We start from the raw sequence: 23,577 nt of genomic DNA, 5'->3' as shown, positions 1-23,577 counted from the left end.
TCTTCGACGGGTATCGGGTAGGTCTGCGAAGGCTTCGACAATGGCAATTTGAGACATGACATATCATGTGAATGACTACAATACTTTATTATCATATCAGCTACTCAACCAGAATGAAATAGCCCTGGCAAGCTGCAACATATATGTTAAACTCAGCAAAAGCTCTGGCGCGGGTGGAATACAGCGGTGTCCTGGTAAATGAATTACAAAAAAACGGGTTGGTGTTGCAGCGGTGTCCCCCTGTCCGCCCTCTGATTTTCTGATGTATACTCAATCAACCTGGAATCTACTTTAAGTTAGCTAATTTGCTACTGTGGAGCACACAAGCAGCAAAGCCGGAACGTCAAAGGACACAATAATTGGTGGCTAATTTGCTTGAATTGGGAATCTAGCCAGATTAGCTATTTAACGCTATCTCAAAATATATACTAACGGGTGATGGGTGACTAAAAAATGACTTCTGACGCAATTTGCCAAAAAATTCAACAAGTCAAGGAACAACGCCTCACTGAATTAGATTTGAGCGGTAATTCATTAACAGAAATTCCGACCGAGGTGTTTGAGTTAGAATGGTTGAAAAAGTTGATTTTAAATATCAACCAACTGACGATCCTACCAGAATCTATCAGCCGTCTCACCAATTTATCCATACTTTATTTAGAGAGCAACCAACTGACGATCCTACCAGAATCTATCACCCGTCTCACCAATTTATCCAAACTTGATTTAAGTTACAACAAACTAACGAGCGTACCAGAATCTATCACCCGTCTCACCAATTTATCCCAACTTAATTTAAGTTACAACAAACTGACGAGCGTACCAGAATCTATCACCCGTCTCACCAATTTATCCGTACTTGATTTAAGTAAAAACCAACTGACGAGCGTACCAGAATCTATCACCCGTCTCACCAATTTATCCACACTTGATTTAGAGAGCAATGAACTGAGGAGCGTACCAGAATCTATCACCCGTCTCACCAATTTATCCGTACTTGATTTAGGTGGCAACCAACTGACGAGCGTACCAGAATCTATCACCCGTCTCACCAATTTATCCACACTTAATTTATGGAGGAACCAACTGACGAGCCTACCAGAATCTATCACCCGTCTCACCAATTTATCCCAACTTAATTTAATTGGCAACCAACTGACGAGCGTACCAGAATCTATCACCCGTCTCACCAATTTATCCGAACTTAATTTAAGTTGCAACGAACTGAGGAGCGTACCAGAATCTATCACCCGTCTCACCAATTTATCCCAACTTAATTTATGGGGAAACCAACTGACGAGCGTACCAGAATCTATCACCCGTCTCACCAATTTATCCGAACTTAATTTAAATCTCAACCAACTGACGAGCGTACCAGAATCTATCACCCGTCTCACCAATTTATCCAAACTTAATTTAAGTGGCAACCAACTGACGAGCGTACCAGAATCTATCACCCGTCTCACCAATTTATCCGTACTTGACTTAAGTGGCAACCAACTGACGAGCGTACCAGAATCTATCACCCGTCTCACCAATTTATCCGTACTTCATTTAAATTTTAACAAACTGACGAGCGTACCAGAATCTATCACCCGTCTCACCAATTTATCCGTACTTCATTTAATTAGCAACCAACTGACGAGCGTACCAGAATCTATCACCAGTCTCACCAATTTATCCAAACTTTATTTAGGTAAAAACCAACTGACGAGCGTACCAGAATCTATCGCCAGTCTCACCAATTTATCCTATCTTGATTTAAGTAAAAACAAACTGACGAGCCTACCAGAATCTATCACCAGTCTCACCAATTTATCCATACTTTATTTAAGTGACAACCAACTGACGAGCCTACCAGAATCTATCGGCAGTCTCACCAATTTATCCACACTTTATTTAAGTGAAAATAAACTGACGAGCCTACCAGAATCTATCGGCAGTCTCACCAATTTATCCACACTTAGTTTAAGTGACAACCAACTGACGAGGGTACCAGAATCTATCACCAGTCTCACCAATTTATCTCAACTTAATTTAATGGGCAACGAACTGACGAGGGTACCAGAATCTATCACCAGTCTCACCAATTTATCCACACTTAATTTAGGTAACAACCAACTGACGAGCGTACCAGAATCTATCACCAGTCTCACCAATTTATCCACACTTAATTTAAGTGACAACCAACTGACGAGCGTACCAAAATCTATCACCAGTCTCACCAATTTATCAAAACTTTATTTAAGAAACAACCCCCTCGAAGAGCCCCCACTTAAAATTGCAGAACAAGGTATTAACGCGATCCGCGAATATTTCCGTCAAAAGCAAGGAGGAGAAGACACCCTCTACGAAGCCAAATTAATCATTATTGGCGAAGGAGGCGCGGAAAAAACCACCGTCGCCAGAAAAATCAAAAATCTTGATTCACCCTTACCCAATCCCAAAGTTGAAATAAATACAGAAGGTGTGGCTAGGGCAGAAAAACCAAACCAACCGATTAAAGTCAAAAGTGCATGGGCGAATGGCTCATTTTATCTATTTGTCTTTGTGGTTGTGGTAGCGGGAATAGGCTTTTTAGGCAATCAATTATCTTTCCCGGTTTTCTGTATTGTAGTAATTGGTGGAGTTTTATTTGTTCCGATCATTGGTGGATTACAACTAAAGCAGGATAATCGGGTACAAGATGAAACTTTCTTAGAATTGATGAAAATGGCGATCGGTGGATTACCGTTAATTGGTAATATGTTAGGCAATGTCTTGAATCCCAGCGATAATTCCCAGGATTCTGTAGATGAATAAGTTTTAATTGACGGGGTTTTGTGGTACAATTGGGTGCTTAGTAAAGTGTCAATTATGATTAATTTATTCGACTTATAGGGGCGGATTTGCCAATATCTGTGGGGCTAAATAGGCAGGTCAGAAAACCAGCCCCATTCACCAAAAAAATCCGAAAAAAAAAGATATTATCTCAAATCTAAGGTGTTAAAATCTGGCGAAGATTATCGCTATTACGGAAAGTTTATTGAGGGAGTTTTACACTTTCCTGGTGTCAAAACAAGTCATTAAGGGAAAATTAAGCTCAGGTATTTTTATGGACACAGCTAAAAGTCAACGCCTACAAGCAGCAGGATGGACTATCGGAACAGCAGAAGAATTTCTTGGACTTTCAGCAGAAGAAACAGCCTTCATAGAAATGAAACTTGCACTGAGTAAAGCCATCAAACAAAACCGGATTAACCAACAAATGACGCAGCACGAACTTGCTCAAAAAATTAAGTCTAGCCAGTCAAGAGTTGCTAAAATAGAAGCTGGCGATCCTTCCGCTTCCCTCGATCTCCTGATTCGCACCTTGCTTACCTTCGGTGCTACACGCCAAGACATTGCTGAGGTGATTCTTAACAGTGGTTCCTCACAAATATCTCATGTTAACTGAATTACTAAAAGTACGCACCAGCGTTCGCTTTCGCGTTCCCCTAGGGTAGCTATCCCGTCGGGAATCGCACTTTAACTTAAACCTTAACCGCCGCCCATCTACCAGCGCCCCAACCAAGATAGCAAGCATTCAGGGCGCTCCACTTCCGCAAATTCCTAACCTTTGGTAGAGGCAGATTCCATCGCTTAGGTATAGAATCTGACTTGACCTATTGGCTAAAACTATTGTGAATACAACAGAAAAAATCACCGATGTTTGGAGTAAAATCCAGGCAATGGCCAATGATTTCCTGATTTTATTACCAAATATTGTACTGGCACTGATTGTTTTCGCAATTTTCTTTTTTATTGGCAGAACCCTGAAACGGGCAGTCAGAAAACTAACCAGCGCTCACCGTCAAGCTCGCAATTTAGGATTAGTGCTGGGACGACTAGCACAAGGAGCAACCGTTCTTACAGGATTGTTTATTGCTCTGTCGGTGGTCATTCCCTCCATCAAAGCCAGCGATCTCATTCAGCTATTGGGAATTAGTGGTGTGGCGATCGGGTTTGCGTTTCGCGATATCCTGCAAAATTTTCTGGCGGGTGTTTTGATCCTGCTGACTGAACCTTTCCACATTGACGATCAAATTGTATTCAAAGACTTTGAGGGAACTGTAGAAAATATTCAAACGCGGGCGACGATAATAAAAACCTATGATGGTAGGCGGATTGTAATTCCGAACTCGGAACTATTTACTAACTCTGTAATCGTGAACACAGCCTTTGAAAATCGCCGTTTGCAGTATGACATTGGCATTGGCTATGGCGATGATATTGATACTGCCAAAAAATTAATTTTAGAGGCAATTCATGAAGTCGATGGAGTGCTAAAAGATCCGGCTCCCGATGCGATCGTCGTAGAATTAGCCGGTAGCAGTGTTAACATTCGGGCCCGCTGGTGGGTGCAGCCACCTCGCCGTTCCGAACTCTTAGATTTTCAAGACCGCGTATTAACTAACATTAAAAACAAGCTAGTAGCAAATGGGATCGATCTGCCCTTCCCAACTCAGCAGATTTTGTTCCACGATCAGACAGAAGACACAGATGGCGATCGCAAACGTCAGCGAGAAGGCTGGCCCGCCGGACAAGCTGAAGTTCCCAAATCGCGCAGTATCAGCTACGCCCTCAGACAACTGGCAGGAACCGACTCTCAACGCACTAAATCTGAGGATGGCAAAGTAATTTCAAACAATAAATATACTGAGGGGAACGATCGGTGAAAAATACGAAATTCAGCAACTTTTGGGATTCCTTAAATTCGAGTTTCTGGTTTGTGCCAACCGTCATGGTTTTTTTGGCGATCGCACTTTCGTTTCTCACCATCGGGATTGACCAAAATCAAAAAACCAACCTGATTGGAGAATTGGGTTGGGCCTATACTCTCGGCCCTAGCGGATCGCGCGCCATTCTTTCTGCGATCGCCAGTTCAATGATGAGCGTTGCAACCACTGCTTTTTCAATTACGATCGTTGCCCTTCAGCTTGCATCTTCCCAGTTTGGCCCTCGCTTGCTGCGTAACTTCATGCAAGACAGGGGAAACCAAATTGTCCTGGGAACTTTCATTTCTACATTTGTGTATAGCTTGATGGTGCTGCGAACCATCAATGGGTCAGAAAAAAATGAGTTTGTCCCCCACTTGGCGGTAACTTGCGGCATCGGTTTGGCGATCGCCAGCATTGGCGTATTAATTTACTTCATTCATCATTCTGCCTCATCGATTCAGGTAGATCATGTGATTAAATTAGTTGGTGACGAACTCGATCGCGCGATCGATCGACTGTTTCCAAAAAATATTGGTACCAGCAAATCCAAAAACAAACAGCAAGACAACCAATCGGATATTGCCGCTGACATTCCAGCTAATTTTGATCAAGATTCCCGTCCAATTAAAGCAATCAATGGCGGTTACATTCAAGCCATTAATAATTACGAACTAATGCAAATTGCGATCGAGCATAACCTGTTGCTACAAATTCTCCAACGCCCCGGTCGCTTTATTGTCGAAGGAATTGAGCTCGCACAAGTCTTTCCAGGAAAAGAGGTAAACGAGCAACTTGTATCCAAGATTAACGATGCCTTTCTGATTGGCTCACAGCGTACAGAAATGCAGGATGTGGAGTTTTCGATCGACCAACTCGTTGAAATTGCAGTACGCGCTCTTTCCCCAGGAATCAACGATCCGTTTACGGCTATCCGCTGTATTGACCAACTGAGTGCAGCTCTTTGTCGTTTAACCCAAAGAGAGATTCCCTCTCCCTACCGCTACGACGACAGCAACCAGCTTAGGATGATTGCTGAACCCATCGCCTTTGCAGATGTGATGGATGCAGCCTTTAACCAAATTCGACAGAATGGAAAATCGAATGTAGCTGTCACCATGCGCTTGCTAGAGGCGATCGCAGTTGTGGCGCGTTTCACCGATCGAACCACACACCGAAAAGCACTCAAGCGACACGCAGATTTGACCGATCGCGCCAGCCAGCAGGCCAATTTTGATGAATTAGATCGCAAAGATATTCAAGAGCGATATTTAGCAGCATTAAAAGCTATTAAGCAGGAATGAGTTAGGAGGAAAGATTTGGTAATTTGTAATTAGGGCAAGCCCTTCAAATTACCACTTTCGCTTCTTCCTCTGCCATCAAAGCAAAATTTCGCAGATTTTTCCCAGCAAAATATTTTCCCTCCTTGACAAAATCGCCGTCGCATATTACCGGAATTCTTTCCTGATAAGCTTTCAGTGCCAAAATCAAATCATTTTCTTGCAATTCGAGATAGATTTTCTGCAACTTACCAACCACAAATCCCATCATCGCCACCTTACCAATTTTCTCCCCTGCTTGGCGATCGACTTTGACAATAAATCCTTGAATTTCAGTATTTTCTAAACAAGTAATTAAATCGCTTAAAATCTCTAATTGAGAACGCTTTTCTGTCAGTTCCAGCTTTTTGACAGCATCTCCCATCCTAGCTGGATAATCCGCAAAATCCCGCGTCAGAGGCAATCCGATATCAAACAACTCTCCCGCCTCATTTTTCTTGACCCAAATCGCCCCTTTATTGTCATAAATTCGGCTGTGTTCTTGCCAGCCATGTTTTTGTAAATATGCTATGATTACATTGACATCTAAATTCTTAAAAACTTCAAAATCCCGTACAGTTACTTTCATGGGATATCTCCTTGGCTAATGCGCTGCATAATGGACTGTAGAGCCTCTGCTGTAAACTGATTGTTGCGGGGCAACTCAACAGTCACGCGACTGGTATTTTGAGTTTCCGGCATTCCCCGCAAAGATAACCAGTAGGCACAATGCCTGAGCAACATTTCCTGTTCTGACTGTTGTATCCATTCCCCGATATTTTCCGGTACTAACACCACAACTAACAGGCGGGGAATAAAGGCAGTTACTCTCAAGTCGTTATAATTTTTGACATTGAGCGGATATCGAACACATTGGGCATTGAGTACATCTCTTGACGTACATTTTAACTGCAATTCGAGACGGTGTGGCTGTACTGGATCGCGATCGACAGCCTTGATACAGAGGTCAACACTATCATAATCATTTTCTGGTTGATCTACCGAACAGCCAGCGACTGCTGCCACAGCGCGGACGTAAGCTTTACTAAATTGTTCTTTTCGCTGATTTAGTTCCATTTAAACACAATTATCAAAAAGGGGCGATCGCGATCGCTAGCGAGTATTATACAGCTCGCGAGCGGGGGCGATCGCGATCGCTAGCGAGTATTATACAGCTCGCGAGCGGGGACGCTCGCACTGTAAAAAAATGGTTTTTGCAAAAATGAGATGCTCCCAACAAACACATCAAACTATCAGCCTCCTGTCGCTCCAATAAACCCCTCCATCCCCCCGAATTCGGGCAACCACGGGGGGTTGCCCTACGAAGACGGGGAGGGACAAAACATTCAAAGTCGCCCTTCTTAAGGGGGATTTAGGGGGATCGAGACTCGACTACAAACGCGATCGCTCAACGGTTAAAACTTGAGTTGACAGCCTTCGGAAGCCCCCGCCCAAATTAATGACCGCCCGCCGCCCCAGCCGCCCGTTTGAAAGCCTCATCTAGCACTTCCGAAAGCGTCGGGTGAGTGTGAACTCGGAATGCTAAAGAGTTCACAGAATCGCGCTGGGCGATCGCATTTGCCGCCTCCTGAATCAAATCCGAAGCGTGCAAACCAAAAATGTGAACTCCCAACAATTCCCCAGTATCTTTCCGGTAAATCACCTTCGCCATACCGTCGGTTTCACCCTCCGCAATAGCCTTAGAATTTCCCTTAAAATAACTCTTGACAGAAGCGACCTCAAACCCTTCGGCTTTTCCTAACTCCTTCGCCGCAGGTTCATTCATTCCCACATAGCTAATTTCCGGGTGAGTAAAAGCCGCCGCCGGAATGCTCAAATAGTCAACTTCGCGAGTGCGGCCACAAATGTTTTCGACTGCTGCAATTCCCTGGGCAGATGCAGCGTGGGCTAACATCATTTTGCCATTAACATCGCCGATCGCCCACAAATTCTGCACAGGTTCTCCCGCTACCAAAACCTGCATCTTATCGTTAACTGGGATATAACCGCGCATCGTTTCTACGCCAACAGTTTCTAACCCCAAATTTTTGCTTACCGGAACTCGGCCAGTCGCCACCAAACAAGCATCAACTTCCAAAGTTTCGACAACTTCCTTGGTTTTGAAATCAGCTAATTCAATAATTACGGGGGAACCGGGAATAATCTTCTTAGCCAACAAACCCACTTTTGTTTCAATATCGCGGGGTGCAATTAACACTCGTTCTGCTAATTTAGCAATATCCGGGTCAAAAGTCGGCATCAATTGATCTAGAGCTTCAATCATCGTAATTTCGCAGCCTAATGCTGTGTAAATATCCGAAAACTCTAAACCGATATAACCGCTGCCAATAATTGCGATCCACTTTGGTAGCGATTCCAATCTGACAGCATCGTCGCTGGTAAATACAGTTTTGCCGTCAATTTCTATCCCCGGAGGGACGAAGGGAATGGAACCGGGAGCGAGAATAATATCCTTGGCGGTAATAGTTTTCTCGCCTTTATCTGTTTCGACGGTAATTTTTTGAGCAGCGGCAATTTTTCCCCAACCTTGGATCACATCCACGTTTAAACGTTTGAGGCTGTTGGTTAAGTCGCCGCGAAGTTTGCTAACAATAGTGTTAGCGTGATTTGCGATCGCCCCGCGATCGAAATCCACGCTTCCCAACTGAATACCCAGCATCTTGAGGTGATGGGCATTTCGCAAATCCCGCACCCGCCCGGAAGCGGCCAACAGCGCCTTAGAGGGAATGCAGCCGCGATTGACGCAAGTTCCGCCCATATCGCCCGCTTCGATAATTGCCACTTTCAGCCCGCAGCTAACCGCGTGTATGGCCGCGCCGTGTCCGCCCACGCCAGCGCCGATAATTGCTAAATCGTAATCAAATCCCTGAGTCACCTTAAAATCTCCTAATGCCTTTGAAATCTTAGGACTCAAGCAAAAAACACCGTCTGTCCGTGATTTTAAGCTTGTAGGTTGCGATCGCAACCTTAGAACAGCGGTAATCGTTGCATAAGTCCTGTGTCCTTATTCTCGACTAGACTAGGGTTAATTAGACAGTAACTGAGATTTTTTTAGCGTCAACGATTTCGATCTCGGTGCGCCCCAAGTTTCAAATCACTGACTGGGCGGGTAAAGTTAGATAGACTTTGAGGGCTGACAATGCCGATTGATGTCAACAACCACGTCAAATGCAGTGCGGGTTTACTGTTTGATGCTATAGTCCCTGATCCCCCCTAGCCCCCCTTAAGAAGGGGGGAACCGGAAGTGCTCAAAGTTCCCCTTGTTAAGCCCTTCTTAAGCCTGATCCCCCCTACTCCCCCTTAAGAAGGGGGGAACAAGAGGCGGTCAAAGTCCCCCTTCTTAAGGGGGATTTAGGGGGATCTGGCCTCGGATCAAGGCAAAATTTCTCAAGGGTTTTAGCTGATTGGGGTTTTGATGTCTAAATATCTGCACGCGCGGGCGGACAGAGTTTCTCGGCAAGTTTTGAAGTCTATGGAGTGGCTTATGATGGAAGACGATGATTTGAAAGATTCACGCCGGGCCTCGGCTCAATCTTTTTTTCAGTCCCTGGATGAATTGTTTGATTATATAGAAGCTTCCAACCCTGATGTGGCACAGCCTCAGTCTCCGCAGCCTCAAGCTAAGTCTGCGAGTCAGCCTTCGAGTCCGCCGCAGAAGGCTAAATCTACGAAGATTAATTTGTCGGATTTTGAAGATGCGATCGCAGATTTAGAACAGTTTATCCAGAATAAGCGCCAGAAACGCCCGGAATCTAATCAATAGTTCGACACATTTTTAATTGATCGTGTCCGGCAAATGACGGATGATATATGCTGGCGGGCGATCGCCCCGGTTGGATTTTGCCGTTCAAGTGCGATCGGGCCAGCGGTTATACTGTGGTTAGTCTTTGTCTGTGAATTGTTTGGATAGGCGATCGAGTGCGGTGAATGCGGCTCAACCGACATAATTTATTATTTGAGATAGTGAATTAGTAGCTGACAGCTATTATTAGCGATCAAATGTCCTACAACACATTCAACTATCTAACTGGTGATAAAAATAGACACAGATAGTGAATTTTTTTCAAAGCATTTTTATCACTAATATCATGTCCCGTAGATTACAATCACAAAAACGGTTCGTAGTGCGGACTTTAGTCCGCTTTCATGTTGCGGACTGAAGTCCGCACTACGAACTAATCTTATTGTTGTCAATCGACCGGAAACGAGATTATTCCAAATCTGAGGAAATGTAAAAGCATTCTATTCGATTGTTACTTAACTATCTCAAATTGTGGGATCTTACTTTACCTGCTTAATTCATCCCTCTACTCTGCAACGCCTCAAAGCTTTAGGGTGCAAGAAAAATAGCCCTGCTAGCGTGCAACTGCACCTTCACATATCAATACGCTTGGGCTAATAACACAAAAGCGGTTGAAACCTCGTCTGTACAAGCTTGCAGCCGAGGAGTCCGGGTTGAAAACCGGGCAGTTAAAATTACGTTATTTTATTCAGTCCCCTCCGGCGGACATCGTTTGTGTAAACCTGGTTTCAACCGCCGTCTGTATCTGCACCGTATTGCTTCACATATTTTGATGATTCTTATCAGTAAATTTACGGATTGCGACAATTATTTAAGCTCTCCTCTACGGATGTGGAAAACCGCTTTTTACAGGAATAAAAAAATTAAAACTTACGTATTGATCGCCAGAAACCGAGTTTTTACGAAAATACCCGTTGTTATCGGCAAATAAGGTAAAAAACGCGGTTTTTTTGTCGGAGTACGTCCAGGAATAAAAAAAAATATCAGATTTTTTTCCGGATCGAAGTTATTGACCATGAAATGTTTCTTACCGTGACAGAGAACTATAGCCCAACGCTGAAATTTAAGTCACTTCCAATCCTTAATTACTAGCAAAAGAAAAGCTATGCCTACTTCTTTCAATGGTTCTTTGGGTCAAACCACTAATTTCACCAACGTCAATGACCTAATTACACAATGGCCTACTGCTGCCCAGAATCAAGGTATTAAACTGTCTGGGGTAGCTTTTGATGGCGCGGAAACAGATTATCTTAGTTCTGCTACGATCGCCAACCTCACCTTACCAACGAATGAAAACCCTAAAAGCTGGTTGAGTTACGGCAGCACCCCTGGTATTGGTGTGCCATCCTCTTATAGTGGTTGGTTCACCGATCCTACTAAAATTCGGGCGGAAATCAATTATGACCCCAATACCAATCAATCTCAGGTACTGAAGCTGAAATGGGCAGAAGACCAAGATATTAGTAGCGCGACGATCGACCTCAGCGCATTGAGTCCCAAAACTAACCCCGGAGTCGGCGATCAAGGTAATGAAGTTGGTTTGCTGCAAATCTTTAATAATGGGACTCTCGTACCGGCCAGCAATTTTACGATTACTCGCTTCAACGCTCCGGGAGCGGCAAAACCCATTACTGTGGGTTCAGATGGAGTGACTTTCACGGGCGATCGCACCGATGGCAATTTCAAATTCAAGATAGAAGCAAACCCTCTCAGCAACATTAGTTTTGACGAACTGCGGTTCTCAGGCAAAGCCTACGATAGCCCCACCGCTGCGTACACCGCCACCTCCTTCAAAGACGATAGTTCGGACTACCTGCTGCGGGATATTCAATATCAAGGAACTCAAGATCCGGTTAGCCTTCAGTTTAGTGCCCCAACCTTCAGCGTCAACGAAGATGGGACTCCGGTTGCAGCCGTGACAGTCACTCGCACAGGTAGCAGCGCCGGCACCGCCTCAGCTACGGTGAACCTCACCAATGGTACTGCTGTTGCCCCTGGTGACTACAACAATACTGCGATCCCTGTCAATTTTGCTGCTGGGGATTCTGCACCCAAGACGATCGTCATTCCCATTGTCGATGACACTTTGGTGGAAGGTAACGAAACCGTCAACTTAAGCTTGACCAATCCCACCGGCACCAGCCGTGTCAGCTTGGGAACGCAAGGTACTGCCAGTTTGAACATCGTAGACAATGACACTCTCCCTGTCGGCACCCTGCAATTTAGCGCCCCCACCTTCAGCGTCAACGAAGATGGAACGCCGGTTGCAGCCGTGACAGTCACTCGCACAGGTAGCAGCACGGCTGCCGCCTCAGCTACGGTGAACCTCACCAATGGTACTGCTACAGCCCCTGCTGATTACGCCAATACTGCCATCCCTGTCAATTTTGCTGCTGGGGATTCTGCGCCCAAGACGATCGTCGTTCCCATTGTCGATGACACTTTGGTGGAAGGTAACGAAACCGTCAACTTAAGCTTGACCAATCCGACAGGCGCTACGATTGGGACGCAAGGTACTGCCAGTTTGAGCATAGTGGACAATGACACTCTCCCGACCAGCACCCTGCAATTTAGTGCTCCTACCTTCAGGATCAACGAAAATGGAACGCCGATCGCAGCCGTAACAGTCACTCGTACTGGCAGTAGTGCCGCTGCTGTCTCAGCGACGGTGAGCTTGGCCGATGGTACTGCTGTTGCGCCTGATGATTACGGCAATAGTCCGATCGTTGTCAATTTTGCCGCTGGCGATTCTGCACCCAAAACGGTCAATATTCCGATCGTCAACGATACTTTGTTCGAGGGTAACGAAACTGTCAATTTAAGTTTGATTAACCCGACAGGTAATGCCACGATTGGAACCCAAAGTACCGCCGTTACGACCATCGTAGACAATGACAGCACCCTGCAATTTAGTTCCCCTACCTTTAGTCTCAACGAAGATGGAACGCCGATCGCAGCCGTGACAGTCACTCGCACTGGTGTAACCTCTGGTACAGTCTCAGCCACCGTCAGCTTGGCCGATGGTACTGCTACAGGCGGCCTTGATTACAACGGTAATCCGATCGTTGTTAGTTTTGCCCCTGGCGATTCTGCACCCAAGACTGTCAATATTCCGATCGTCAACGACACTTTGGTGGAGGGTAACGAAACTGCTAACTTAACTTTGGGCAGCCCGACAGGCAACGCCTCGATTGGAACCCAAAGTACGGCCACTTTCGACATCATAGACAATGACAGCACCCTGCAATTTAGTGCTCCTACCTTCAGGATCAGAGAAAATGGAACGGCCGTTGCAGCCGTGACAGTCACTCGCACTGGCAGTAGTACCGGTGCAGTTTCAGCTAGCGTGAACCTCAGTAATGGAAGTGCTACAGCCCCTGCTGACTACGACAATACTGCCATCCCTGTCAATTTTGCCGCTGGGGATTCTGCACCCAAGATAGTTAATATTCCCATTATCGATGACACTTTGGTGGAGGGTAACGAAACTGTCAATTTAAGTTTGGTTAACCCGACCGGCAATGCCACGATTGGAACCCAAGGTACGGCCGTTACGACGATCATAGACAATGACAGCACCCTGCAATTCAGCGCCCCGTTCTTCAGTGTCAACGAAAATGGAACGCCTGTTCAAGCCGTGACAGTCACTCGTACTGGTAGTGCTGTCGGTGCAGTCTCAACTTTCGTGAACTTGTCCGATCTTACTGCTACAGCAGGCTCTGATTACACCAATGGTTTAATCGCTGTCAATTTTGGTGCTGGGGATTTAGTACCCAAAACCATCACCATTCCCATTTTCGATGACACTTTATTTGAGGGTGACGAAACTCTCGGTTTAACTTTGGTTGGCCCGACGACAGGCAATGCGACAATTGGAGCGCAAAGCAGCACCGTTTTGAGCATCATAGACAATGACCCAGCCCCCCCGGCACCTATAGCTCCGCTGCTGAAAACGGCAAGTAGTCTCACTTTGACAAAGGACGATCTACTCGACGGTGGTCTGCGAAAGAATTCCAGCTTTGGGGCTCCGGCGCAGGGAACAGCAGCTTTGGTGAACAAATCTATCGCCGACGAGCTACTGATGGGTGGCGGAATCGGAGCCTCTAACGTCGGGATTAATTCCAACTCAGTCCCCAACTTCGGTGTCGCCGCTAGCTGGTTAAATTCACTCACAGACCCGAAGCTTATTCCTGGTTTTGTCGCCTTGAACAACCAATTTGCTAACTAGGTCTTTTGACTAGCAATTTGCGTTAGTGGGTTTTAATCATTGGTGACAACTTTCTGGCATTGTCACCAATGTCAAGTGGGAGAGGCAGACAGATTTAAATGCTGCCTCATCCTGGCTTGATAATGATATAGCAGTTGACAGTTGACAGTGGACAGTTGACAGTTGCATGACGGGAATCAAATCATTGATGCTTGACGGGTATCGGCTCTATTCATGAAGTTATTTATGTCCTCACCGATGTGGCGGTTGCTATATTTGGATTTTAGACTAAATCCCATTATCAGGATGCTGCGAAAAAAAACCTTTGTTGGGTATGCCTTTGAATTTTATTTGGCAAACCCGATTTAAATTTTATTGAGGACTGCTTTACAAGCATCAAGCGGTGTAATTTAGATTTGAATTGCTTAAATATTTGATTGATATATCGACCGCAGATGTAAGGTAGATAAACACAGAGAAACGCAGATGCTCTTCAAAAATTTAAACCGAATGGATGCCATGCAAATCTATTAGTTTAATTTACTATTAATAGCTTTATTTTTGGGCTTAGACTGGTGCGGTAATTGTCTCGATCGCACTTCGATCGCCCCATCGCCCACAGCACTCAAAGGCAAGTCCAACTCATCAACATCGTTGCGGTACTTCACCGCAATATCAGCACCATTAATAATCGCCCCCAATAGCCGCGGCCCCGATTTGTGCGAATCCTCATCATCAGATTCCAGCAACTGATCCGCAGCCTCAGACAACATACTCGCCAAAGTATAACCAGCCCGCGCCACCAAAATTATACCGTCCGTGTACGGTTCCAGCGTCAGTGCGTCATTGCACTCGCTCAACGCCGGAGAATCCACCACCACAAAATCAAAGCGGTTGCGAACATCCTCAAACAACCTCCGCATTTCGCTCGATTCCAGTACCGCCGAAGCCTGCCGCAAAAAGCCCGGACTCGGCACCACGTATAGATTTTCTACCTCTGGAACCAAATGGACACACTCGCTGATATTGCCGTAATAGTGTAAAGGTTCCACCGCCGCTAGAGGATCTTGAGCGATTCTCAAAGATTCTACGTTAGAAGCCGATCGCAAATCTGCTTCAATTAACAACGTCCGTTTACCCGATCGAGCCGACGCAATTGCTAAATTGTAAGCACTAAAACTTTTCCCCTCCAAACCGGCCGCCGAAGTCAGCAACACCACCTTCACAGGTTTTTCGCCAATTCGGCGCAAATTAGTCCGCAACCGCTCGTAAAAATCCAAATAAGGTGAATTCGGCTCCAAAGCCAGAGGCATCTCCTCCCCATAGGAATCAAACACAATTACTTCAGGCAAAACAGCCAGTATCGGCACCTCTTTCTCCACCAAAGCCGCCCGCACTTCTTCCCAACTGTAAAACTTGCCGTTGAGCATCCCCAACAAAAATATCAACCCGCCGCCCAGCAGCAATCCTACAAATCCCCCCACCGCCAGCATCACCGGCCTACTTCTCTGGCTTGAGTCAACATCATCAGCTTTGGGCTCTTGGGAGACGATCAAACTCCCCGTTGTCTCAGCTATCGCTGCCTCAGCATCTACCAAAGCCGACTGCATCTTATCGTAGAGAGCTTTTTTCAGCGCCACTTGCTGGGCTAACCGCCCTTGTTCTAACTGCTTGTTGGGGATTGTCGCGTATTCCTGGCGTAATAGCTGTTCAGTTTTCTCGACTCCTTTGAGTTGCTGTTGCACCGTATCCTGCTGCGTTTGCAAAGCAATCAAACTTTGAGCTAACTGCTGTCTGGCCGGGTCTAAAGAAGAGTCTATCCGAATTCGATCGGCACTTCTGAGCGGAGCCGCCACCCCGTTACCCCCTAGCACCTCCGACTGTCGCTGCTGCAACTGCTGCTCAAAAGCTAGTTTTTGTTTGAGCAATTCCACAATTTTCGGGTGTTCCTCCTGCAAGTCGCTGCGCAGAATTTTGAGCTGAGATTCGATCGAAAACAGTTGCACTCGCAGTTGCGCAATAATTGGATCTGCCGACAGTGCTTGAGCCACGTAAGCTTGCTCCACATTCAATCCCAAGCGCTCCTGCAAGCTTTTAATTTGAGCTTCTATTGCTCCCAACTGCACGCGGAGTTGTCGCTGCTGCTGTTCGGTGCCGATAATCGCTTGCGGCAAAGTACCGCTCTGAACTGCTAAAATTGAAGTTCCTTCTTGTTTTTCGTAGGCTTCAAGTTTTGCTTCCACCTCCCTGAGTTCCTGAGTTACTTTCGGCAAACGCTGTTTAATTTGGTCGATCGTTGTTCGCAGTCTAGAAGTATTAGAATTTTTGCTGTAAGCCTCCATTTCCTTCATCAGCGCCTTTACTACCGCTTCTGCTTTTTTGCGATCGGCATTTTTGTACAATACTTGAATCAAAGCGCTGGGGTCATTATTCTTAGTCGGCATCTTGATCTGCACGTTGTCTGCCAGCTTTTTAGTCAAAAGTTGTAATTTTTTTTCCGCTTCTTCTTTATTTACTATTGCCGCTTCTTCTTTGTTTAATTTTTTTTCTGCTTTGATGAGTTTTTCTGCTACTGGTTTAAGCACCTTCTCTGTATCCAGCAGCATATCTTTAGTTATTTCTTGTCCTTCCTGTTGAATTTTAGTAGTAGTCGATGAAAAAATCACGCTCGGTCTGAGGTAGGTCAGCGTACCTACAGCAACGTAAACCGGCGCCGGAGTTGGCTGCCCAGCCACTACTCCCGACACGCCCACACTCACCGCGAGAGTGGCCAGTCCCACCCACTTATATTGGTCAAAAGCAATTAAATAACGTTTAACAACTGATAAAGTCATGACTATTTTAGATTTTAGATTTTAGATTGAAGAATTGCCAACGATAAATTATAACTAAGTATGTCGGAGCCAAAAACATAGTATCTGGTAGGTTCGGGTTTAGCTAAAAATCTTTGATAGAAGTGACTTTACGAATACAAAACCCGCCCTCTAACGATAAATCATAACTAAGTATGTCGGAGCCAAAAACATAGTATCTGGTAGGTTCGGGTTTAGCTAAAAATCTTTGATAGAAGCGACTTTACGAATACAAAACCCGCCCTCTTTACTAATGACTAATGACTAATGACCAATGACTAATGACCAATGACCAATGCCTAATGCCCAATGCCCAATGCCCAATCCCTCCGCTTCGCTTCGCCCAATCCCTCCGCTTCGCTTCGCCCAATGACCTGTTTGGCCAATGACCTGTTTGGCCAATGACCTGTTTGGCCAATGACCTGTTTGGCCAATGACTACCTATTATTATTGGATGGCCCAAACAAATTTGTCACCCCATTTCTTAATTGCTCGAAGAACAGAATAAATCCCAAAGTATCGCGGAATGGTCGAGTAACAGTATTGATTGCATAACCAACGCGCTCTACCAGATTTCTACCAATCACAATCACATCATTATCTTCCAGCATCGGGTTCTGAGAAACATTTCCCTCCAAAGCAGCTTTCGCATCTATCTTGCGGTTGATTGCTCTACCTTGCTTTTGGTCGAACCGAATCAGGGCCATTTTCCGCAAGTCAGCTAGATTTACAGGTAAGTTGTTGATAGCATCCAAAAACTTGCTGCCATTTTCTAGGTAGAACGAAGTCAAACTACCACTAGCGTAACTCAAAACTCGAACGTAGATCCTGGGCTTAATCAGCGTAGACCGCGCCACCAGAGCTTTGTCGTAGTCTAGGTTTTTGATACTAGCGTCCAATTCCGGGATCACAATCACATCTCCCGATGCCAAAGGAAAATCGAACAAATCGTTAGCCTTTGCTAAGGGAGTGTAGAGGTCGAGGGGTTGCTCCACCGAAGAGCCGTCTACCAGCGTCCGCCGCACTCGCACCGCCCGCAAATCGGCTTTTCCCGTGACTCCGCCTGCAATCGTCACAGCAGCGGAAATTCGACCAGAACCCACCGGAAGCGTGTAAAAACCAGGTTTGCCGACTTCTCCAGTGATCGTAACTTGGACGGGGACAGCCGCAGCGGCTAGGCTGTACCTGGATGCTAAATCTTGATCGGATTTGCGATCGGCTGTAATCTGTTTATACGGTACGACGATCGCATCTCCATCTTCCAAACGCAAATCCGGCGGAGCAATACCAGTTTGCAGCGGCGTCAAAATATCAACAACTTGCTCCGCCACAGCGCCACCAGGCAAAGTCCGCCGCACCCGCACCGCCCGCAGTTCGGCCGTCGGAGTCGTCCCAGCCGCCGCAGCCAAAGCCGCCGGAAGCTGCGGAGTTTGCAGCGGATAAAAACCAGGTCTCGCCACTTCCCCCGTCACCGTCACCACTACCGGGCGCTGAACCAGCAAAGCAGTCGAGACTTGAGGATTTTTGATAAATTGGGTGAATCGCTCTCGGAGTCGCTGCTGTGCTTCTTCGACGGTAAGGCCGCGCACATTTACTGTGCCGATTAATGGCAGTACAATTACCCCTTCAGGGCTGATAGCACCTGTAAAATTTAGCTCTGGGAAGCGCTGAACTTGAACAGAAATCTGGTCTCCAGGGCCCAAGCGGTAAGGCCGATTCCGAAAAGCTGGGTTAATTTGTCTGTTGAAGTTGGCTGGCGGTGGCGGTACGCGCAGTGGTGGTGGTGGTAAGAACTGTTCAGAACTAGGAACAACAGATTGGGCTAAAGCCTTTTCGGAAAAAACTTTGCCGTTAAAGCCCCAGAATACAGCAGCAAAAGATAAAGTCCAAGCAGTTGAGTGCAGACCAGCCAAGGAAAAAGCAACGCGATTTTTGATTGTGAATTTTTCCCGCATTTTGAGGGTATAAAAAAGGGTTATATTTTGAATAATTCGCTGATTTTTAAATTTCATGTCCGCAAGCCTGCACTTAAATTTTATATTTTTTCTACTCTCCAGCCGGACACGGCAATGCCGTTTCCCTAAAGATGAGATTCTCTAATTTATCTGTAGCAATATTTTTTATAATTGGTATTACCTCTTGATTCTTCTAGCCCGCGGAGGCGGTCTTTGTTTGTATAGAAGCGATTTCAATCGCCCTCTTGATTAAACTCAGAAAGTTTCTGCCATTAATTGAGCTTGAACACTTTGACTCAGAGATTCCAGCAGCGGTTCAACTATCTTAATATCGTCCTGCGGTTGAATCGGAACGATGATACTGACAGCAACCCAAGAGGCGCGGCGGTTCGACAGTCTAGCAATGCTGTCTTCCCAAAACCAGCGGCTGGTTGCTGGAGAACCCCCATTAGGCCAAGCGTACCACTGCACGACAGCAAAAGTTTGTTGGGAAGTCCAGCTTCGGAAAAACCGGGCCTCGACGGTAGGCGATGGCTTGTCGGATGTTGGCGCTAATTTAACTGTAAACCTCAAAGTGCGATGAGAATCTGTTTGCCACCGGTGAAATCCATCGATATCTAGCCATTCTACTTGTGGCTGGTTTTTGGGGTCGTTTTGAGGCATCAGCAATAAAATGGCAATTGTTTGATGATTTTTGATTTCTTCAACTAACCATCTGTGACCGCCAATTTGGACGTTATTCTGGACGCTAATCACCTGCCAGCCGGGAAGTCTCATCCCGTTTTGGCGCAAACTTTTCAATTGCTTGAGGTTTGCAACTGTCGGCGGGTTTGTCCAAGGCCACCTTCCCGTCGCGTAGCCGGGAATTGCTACTACTCCAACCAGTACCAGCAAAAACACCAGTACCACAATTTTAGATAATTGGTACCGCCGCAGTAGTTTCCGTGCTGAAATTATTTGTTTCATGAATTGGCAGACTGGCTGGGGAAATACTTTTCCATCCCGTTGATGAGAAGTACCAATAAGCCTAGTATACAAGCAGAATACAAGTCTCCGCCCCATCCGGCGTGCAGCCAAGTAAAAAGTCTCTCTCTTTCGGTTCCGTGAAAATAAGTCAGCAAAGTGTTGCGCAGAATGTTGGAAGTTATGCTAATGATAGATGTAGCCACTAAAAACAAAATGCTTTTTTTGTGGGAGCTCCAAACACCCGTCCAATCCAGTAGAATTAAGCTGACGTAAAGACTGGTAAACAGCATTTTCAAGCCTGCACAGTGGGGCGCAACTTCGACAATGCGATCGTTTACATACAGATAAATTTCTTCGACTCTGACGTTGAGACCAACGTTAATTAATATCCAGCCTGATGCTTCAGCAATGAAGTGCTGCAACGGCAATGCGTAGGGTTCTATGAGGTAAGGAATGTGATTTGGGGAGGCAAAACATACGAATAAAAGTGGCATTGCTTGCAATTTTAATCCGGGAATTCCTTTTAAAGATAAGCAAATGCTGGCTAGCATTAGTGGCAGGGAAAAATTCACCAAATCGCTTAAGCGACTCAGATAAAAAAGCGTCGCTAGTACCAGGAAAAAGCTTCCCAAAGGATGCGGCGAGTTGGGCAAGCGCAGCCAGCAATTTCGGTTCATCCAAGCAATATAAGCCGCGTAGGGCAAACCAATTAGTCCGTGGCTGAAGTATTCGTGTTCGATGCTGATGTTTTTGTTAAGCCAGCCGTCGTACCAGTGTACTAGCAGGGGGGCGTACAGTAGCACTAGGAGTACCGTGATACCTTCCCCCAGGAGGTATCGCTTGAGAACAATGCGAATTCTGCGCTGGATGTGCATGGTTTGAGAAGTTTTGAGATTGTCGCGCGAGGGTTCACAACGCGAAAGGGATTGTGAACTGTGAGTTAAAGTTTGTTAATTCCCAACTCCAACGCTTTGAGATCTCCACCCTATGGCTTGCAACACCCTCAGCATAACTTTTATAAACAATTAAGTAAATCCACCTAATTAAAGGTAAAATACCGATCGCTAAACAGTTTACTGTGTATGTCTTCTTCCGTCTTGAGTCTTGCGTCTTCCTTCTGTCAACTCTTCCTTCTGTCAACTCTTCCTTCTGTCAACTGTCAACTGTCAACTGTCAACTGTCAAACGATCGCCCCTACAACCTGCTCAATCTGAGTATTACTCAATCCGGGATAAATTGGCAATGATAAAATCTGTTGGCAGAGAGTTTCTGCGTGGGGGAAGTCGCCCGGATTGCCTAAGTTTTGGTAGGCTGGTTGCAGGTGGCAGGGTACGGGATAGTGGATGCCTGTTTCAATGCCTTCTTGGGCGAGTTTTTGCTGGAGGGTATTGCGGTCGATGGGGCTTTTCTCAGTAATTTGGATCGCATAGATGTGATAAATGTGACCTGAACCGCTGTGATTGGCGATCGGTACAATGCCTTTGTGTTTCAGCGGCTCTAATAAAGTATTGTAATGTTGGGCGGCTAAGTTGCGATCGCGATTCCATTTTTCCAAGTAAGGCAACTTCACGTTGAGCACGGCGGCTTGCAAATTATCAAGGCGACTATTAGTGCCAATTTTAGTGTGCAAATATTTTATTCGTGCTCCATAATTACGGAGAGTTCGCATTTCTTCTGCGATTTTTGCATCATTAGTAATTAACATCCCACCATCGCCAAAGCAGCCGAGGTTTTTGCTGGGATAAAAGCTGAAGGCGGCAGCTTTCCCAATGGCACCGGCGCGGTATCCTTCTCTTTCGGCTAAGTGCGCTTGGGCGGCATCTTCAAAAATTATTAAGTTGTGGCGGTTGGCAAAATCTAAAAGCTGACTGGGCGATACCATTTGACCGTAGAGATGTACGGGGATAATTGCTTTAGTTTTTGAGGTAATCGCTGTTTCGGCTGCTGTGAGGTCAATCAGGGCGGTTTCCGGGTCACAATCTACCAGGATAGGTATTGCTTTGGCTTGAATGACCGCGATGATGGTGGCGATAAACGTGTTGGCGGGGATAATAATCTCGTCGCCCGGATTAATGCCGCAAGCTTGGAGTCCCAGGGCGATCGCATCAGTTCCGCAAGCCACTCCTACACCGTATTGTACTCCAGAAGCTGCGGCAAATGCTGTTTCAAATTCTGCCAGTGCTTGACCTAAAATAAAGTCTCCTCGCTCAATAATTTTCCCAAGTGTTTCTGTTATTTGGGATTGAATTGGTTGGTGTTGCAGGGAGAGGTTGACAAAAGGAACTTTTTGTGGGTATAAACTCATAAATAATCTGACTAGCAATTATTTATATTAACATTAAATTTGCCCGATGTATGATTTGCAATTAACACATTTTTCTGATCGTCAAATTCGCTTATAATTATGAAAATGTTTTTTTTAACCGCAGAGAACACAGAGAGCGCAGAGGAATTAGGAGAGGAGGTTGATCGCACTTTTTTGCTGTCTTGTAAATCAAATCATTTTTTTGATAATATAGAATCAGAGATTTTTTTGATGGGCAAAATTATGGAATACAAAAAACTAGGCGAAAGCGATTTATCAGTATCTGAAATCTGTTTGGGTACGATGACTTACGGCCAGCAGAACACCGTTACAGAAGCAGCGCAACAGCTCGATTTGGCAATTTCCCGAGGAATCAACTTTATCGATACGGCAGAAATGTATCCGGTGCCGGGAAAACCGGAAAGTCAGGGAAAAACCGAGGAATATATCGGGGAATGGCTGGTGAAACAGCAGCGGGATAAGGTTATTATAGCGACGAAAGTGGCGGGGAGAAGCACTCGATTAAAGTGGATTCGGGAAGGTAAAAATCAGATCGATCGCCCAAATGTCGAAAAAGCCCTGAATGACAGCCTGAAGCGCCTGCAAACTGACTACATCGACCTGTATCAGATCCACTGGCCCGATCGCTACGTGCCGCTATTTGGCGCGCCGGACTACGATATTACTCAAGAACACGAAACTGTACCAATTTTAGAACAATTAGAGGTATTTGCTGACTTGATTAAAGCTGGCAAAATCCGCTATTTGGGTTTGAGTAACGAAACGCCTTGGGGAGTTTGCGAGTTTTGCGAATTGGCGGAAAAACACGGTTTGCCGAAAGTTGTTTCGATTCAGAATGCTTTTAGTTTGAGCAATCGGACTTTTCACATGAATTTGGCAGAAACTTGCCGTTTTAAAAATGTGGGATTGATGGCTTACAGTCCTTTGGCTTTCGGGCTATTAACTGGTAAATACTTGAATGGAATACCGGAAAATTCGCGACTGGCTTTGTTTGCTGGATTCGGTCAGCGTTACGATAAAACTAATCTGAATGATGCGGTGAAAGGATATATTGAGATTGCTCAAAAACACGGTTTGAGTCCGGCGCAGATGGCTTTGGCCTATGTGCGATCGCGCTGGTTTGTGACTAGCACAATTATCGGTGCCACATCGATCGCGCAACTTGAGGAAAATCTCAGCAGTTTGGATGTGACGCTGGATAAAGAGATTGTAGCAGAAATTAATTCTGTGCACGCTAAGTATCCGAATCCCACACCTTAATCCTAATTTGTAGGTTGGGTTGAGGAAACTAACCCTAGGTTTTACTTCGCCCAACTTACTACTTTTTTAAGATCGTGTTTGTGGTTTATGGTTATCCTGTAGATTGTTCAATTTTGTCCTAATTAAATAGGAG

15 protein-coding genes are annotated in these 23,577 nt (G+C 45.6%); 7 read left to right on the top strand and 8 right to left on the bottom strand.

Going from position 1 to position 23,577, the window contains the following annotated elements; genetic code table 11:
- Nucleotides 1–453 precede the first annotated feature (453 nt).
- The 4 genes from K4039_RS11515 (at nt 454) to K4039_RS11500 (ending at nt 6,040) form a co-directional block, all read left to right on the top strand.
- Nucleotides 454–2,802, top strand: a complete 2,349-nt coding sequence (locus K4039_RS11515; RefSeq protein WP_265235318.1) for a leucine-rich repeat domain-containing protein — start codon at nt 454–456, stop codon at nt 2,800–2,802.
- Nucleotides 2,803–3,094: 292 nt separating this feature from the next.
- Nucleotides 3,095–3,436: a helix-turn-helix transcriptional regulator gene (locus K4039_RS11510; RefSeq protein WP_265235317.1), complete on the top strand. Its 342-nt coding sequence runs from the start codon at nt 3,095–3,097 to the stop codon at nt 3,434–3,436.
- Nucleotides 3,437–3,662: 226 nt separating this feature from the next.
- On the top strand, nt 3,663–4,697 hold the full coding sequence (locus tag K4039_RS11505; protein WP_321161595.1) for a mechanosensitive ion channel family protein: 1,035 nt from the start codon (nt 3,663–3,665) through the stop codon (nt 4,695–4,697).
- Nucleotides 4,694–6,040 (top strand): DUF2254 domain-containing protein, encoded by a 1,347-nt coding sequence (locus K4039_RS11500; RefSeq protein ID WP_265235316.1) that lies wholly within the window; start codon nt 4,694–4,696, stop codon nt 6,038–6,040. The genes K4039_RS11505 and K4039_RS11500 overlap by 4 nt, the downstream gene beginning before the upstream one ends.
- A 43-nt stretch (nt 6,041–6,083) precedes the next feature.
- Here the strand turns inward: K4039_RS11500 and K4039_RS11495 are convergent, their stop codons facing one another.
- The 3 genes from K4039_RS11495 to lpdA form a co-directional block, all read right to left on the bottom strand.
- Entirely contained in the window at nt 6,084–6,644 is a 561-nt protein-coding gene (locus K4039_RS11495; RefSeq protein WP_265235315.1) for a hypothetical protein, read from the bottom strand.
- Nucleotides 6,641–7,132: a DUF4365 domain-containing protein gene (locus tag K4039_RS11490; RefSeq protein ID WP_265235314.1), complete on the bottom strand. Its 492-nt coding sequence runs from the start codon at nt 7,130–7,132 to the stop codon at nt 6,641–6,643. Before K4039_RS11490 ends, K4039_RS11495 begins: the two co-directional genes overlap by 4 nt.
- A 379-nt stretch (nt 7,133–7,511) precedes the next feature.
- The gene (gene lpdA / locus K4039_RS11485) at nt 7,512–8,951 is read right to left on the bottom strand and encodes a dihydrolipoyl dehydrogenase (protein WP_265235313.1); all 1,440 of its coding nucleotides are present in this window, start codon (nt 8,949–8,951) and stop codon (nt 7,512–7,514) included.
- 540 nt (nt 8,952–9,491) lie between these two features.
- Between lpdA and K4039_RS11480 the strand changes: the two genes are divergently transcribed.
- Together K4039_RS11480 and K4039_RS11475 are read left to right on the top strand one after the other, a co-directional pair.
- Nucleotides 9,492–9,839 (top strand): hypothetical protein, encoded by a 348-nt coding sequence (locus tag K4039_RS11480; RefSeq protein ID WP_265235312.1) that lies wholly within the window; start codon nt 9,492–9,494, stop codon nt 9,837–9,839.
- A 1,144-nt stretch (nt 9,840–10,983) separates the two neighbouring features.
- Nucleotides 10,984–14,106, top strand: a complete 3,123-nt coding sequence (locus tag K4039_RS11475) for a Calx-beta domain-containing protein (RefSeq protein ID WP_265235311.1) — start codon at nt 10,984–10,986, stop codon at nt 14,104–14,106.
- 509 nt (nt 14,107–14,615) lie between these two features.
- Here the strand turns inward: K4039_RS11475 and K4039_RS11470 are convergent.
- From K4039_RS11470 to K4039_RS11450, 5 genes are all read right to left on the bottom strand, one after another.
- Nucleotides 14,616–16,919, bottom strand: a complete 2,304-nt coding sequence (locus K4039_RS11470) for a polysaccharide biosynthesis tyrosine autokinase (RefSeq protein WP_265235310.1) — start codon at nt 16,917–16,919, stop codon at nt 14,616–14,618.
- A 455-nt stretch (nt 16,920–17,374) separates the two neighbouring features.
- Nucleotides 17,375–18,949, bottom strand: a complete 1,575-nt coding sequence (locus tag K4039_RS11465; protein ID WP_265235309.1) for a polysaccharide biosynthesis/export family protein — start codon at nt 18,947–18,949, stop codon at nt 17,375–17,377.
- Between the two features lie 198 nt (nt 18,950–19,147).
- Complete coding sequence (locus tag K4039_RS11460; protein ID WP_265235308.1) at nt 19,148–19,858, bottom strand: cyanoexosortase B system-associated protein; 711 nt, start codon at nt 19,856–19,858, stop codon at nt 19,148–19,150.
- Nucleotides 19,855–20,733: a cyanoexosortase B gene (gene crtB, locus K4039_RS11455; RefSeq protein ID WP_265235307.1), complete on the bottom strand. Its 879-nt coding sequence runs from the start codon at nt 20,731–20,733 to the stop codon at nt 19,855–19,857. The genes K4039_RS11460 and crtB overlap by 4 nt, the downstream gene beginning before the upstream one ends.
- A gap of 305 nt (nt 20,734–21,038) precedes the next feature.
- Nucleotides 21,039–22,163, bottom strand: a complete 1,125-nt coding sequence (locus K4039_RS11450) for a DegT/DnrJ/EryC1/StrS aminotransferase family protein (protein ID WP_265235306.1) — start codon at nt 22,161–22,163, stop codon at nt 21,039–21,041.
- Nucleotides 22,164–22,406: 243 nt separating this feature from the next.
- Here K4039_RS11450 and K4039_RS11445 point away from each other — a divergent pair, with 243 nt between their 5' ends.
- Nucleotides 22,407–23,444 carry an NADP(H)-dependent aldo-keto reductase gene (locus K4039_RS11445; protein ID WP_265235305.1) on the top strand — a complete coding sequence of 346 codons (1,038 nt, stop codon included), beginning with the start codon at nt 22,407–22,409 and terminating at the stop codon, nt 23,442–23,444.
- The last annotated feature ends 133 nt before the right edge of the window (nt 23,445–23,577 follow it).

This window comes from Lyngbya sp. CCAP 1446/10 (assembly GCF_026130175.1).
In the GTDB taxonomy this organism is placed as follows: domain Bacteria; phylum Cyanobacteriota; class Cyanobacteriia; order Cyanobacteriales; family Microcoleaceae; genus Microcoleus.
This window is presented reverse-complemented; position numbering and strand designations above follow the sequence as displayed.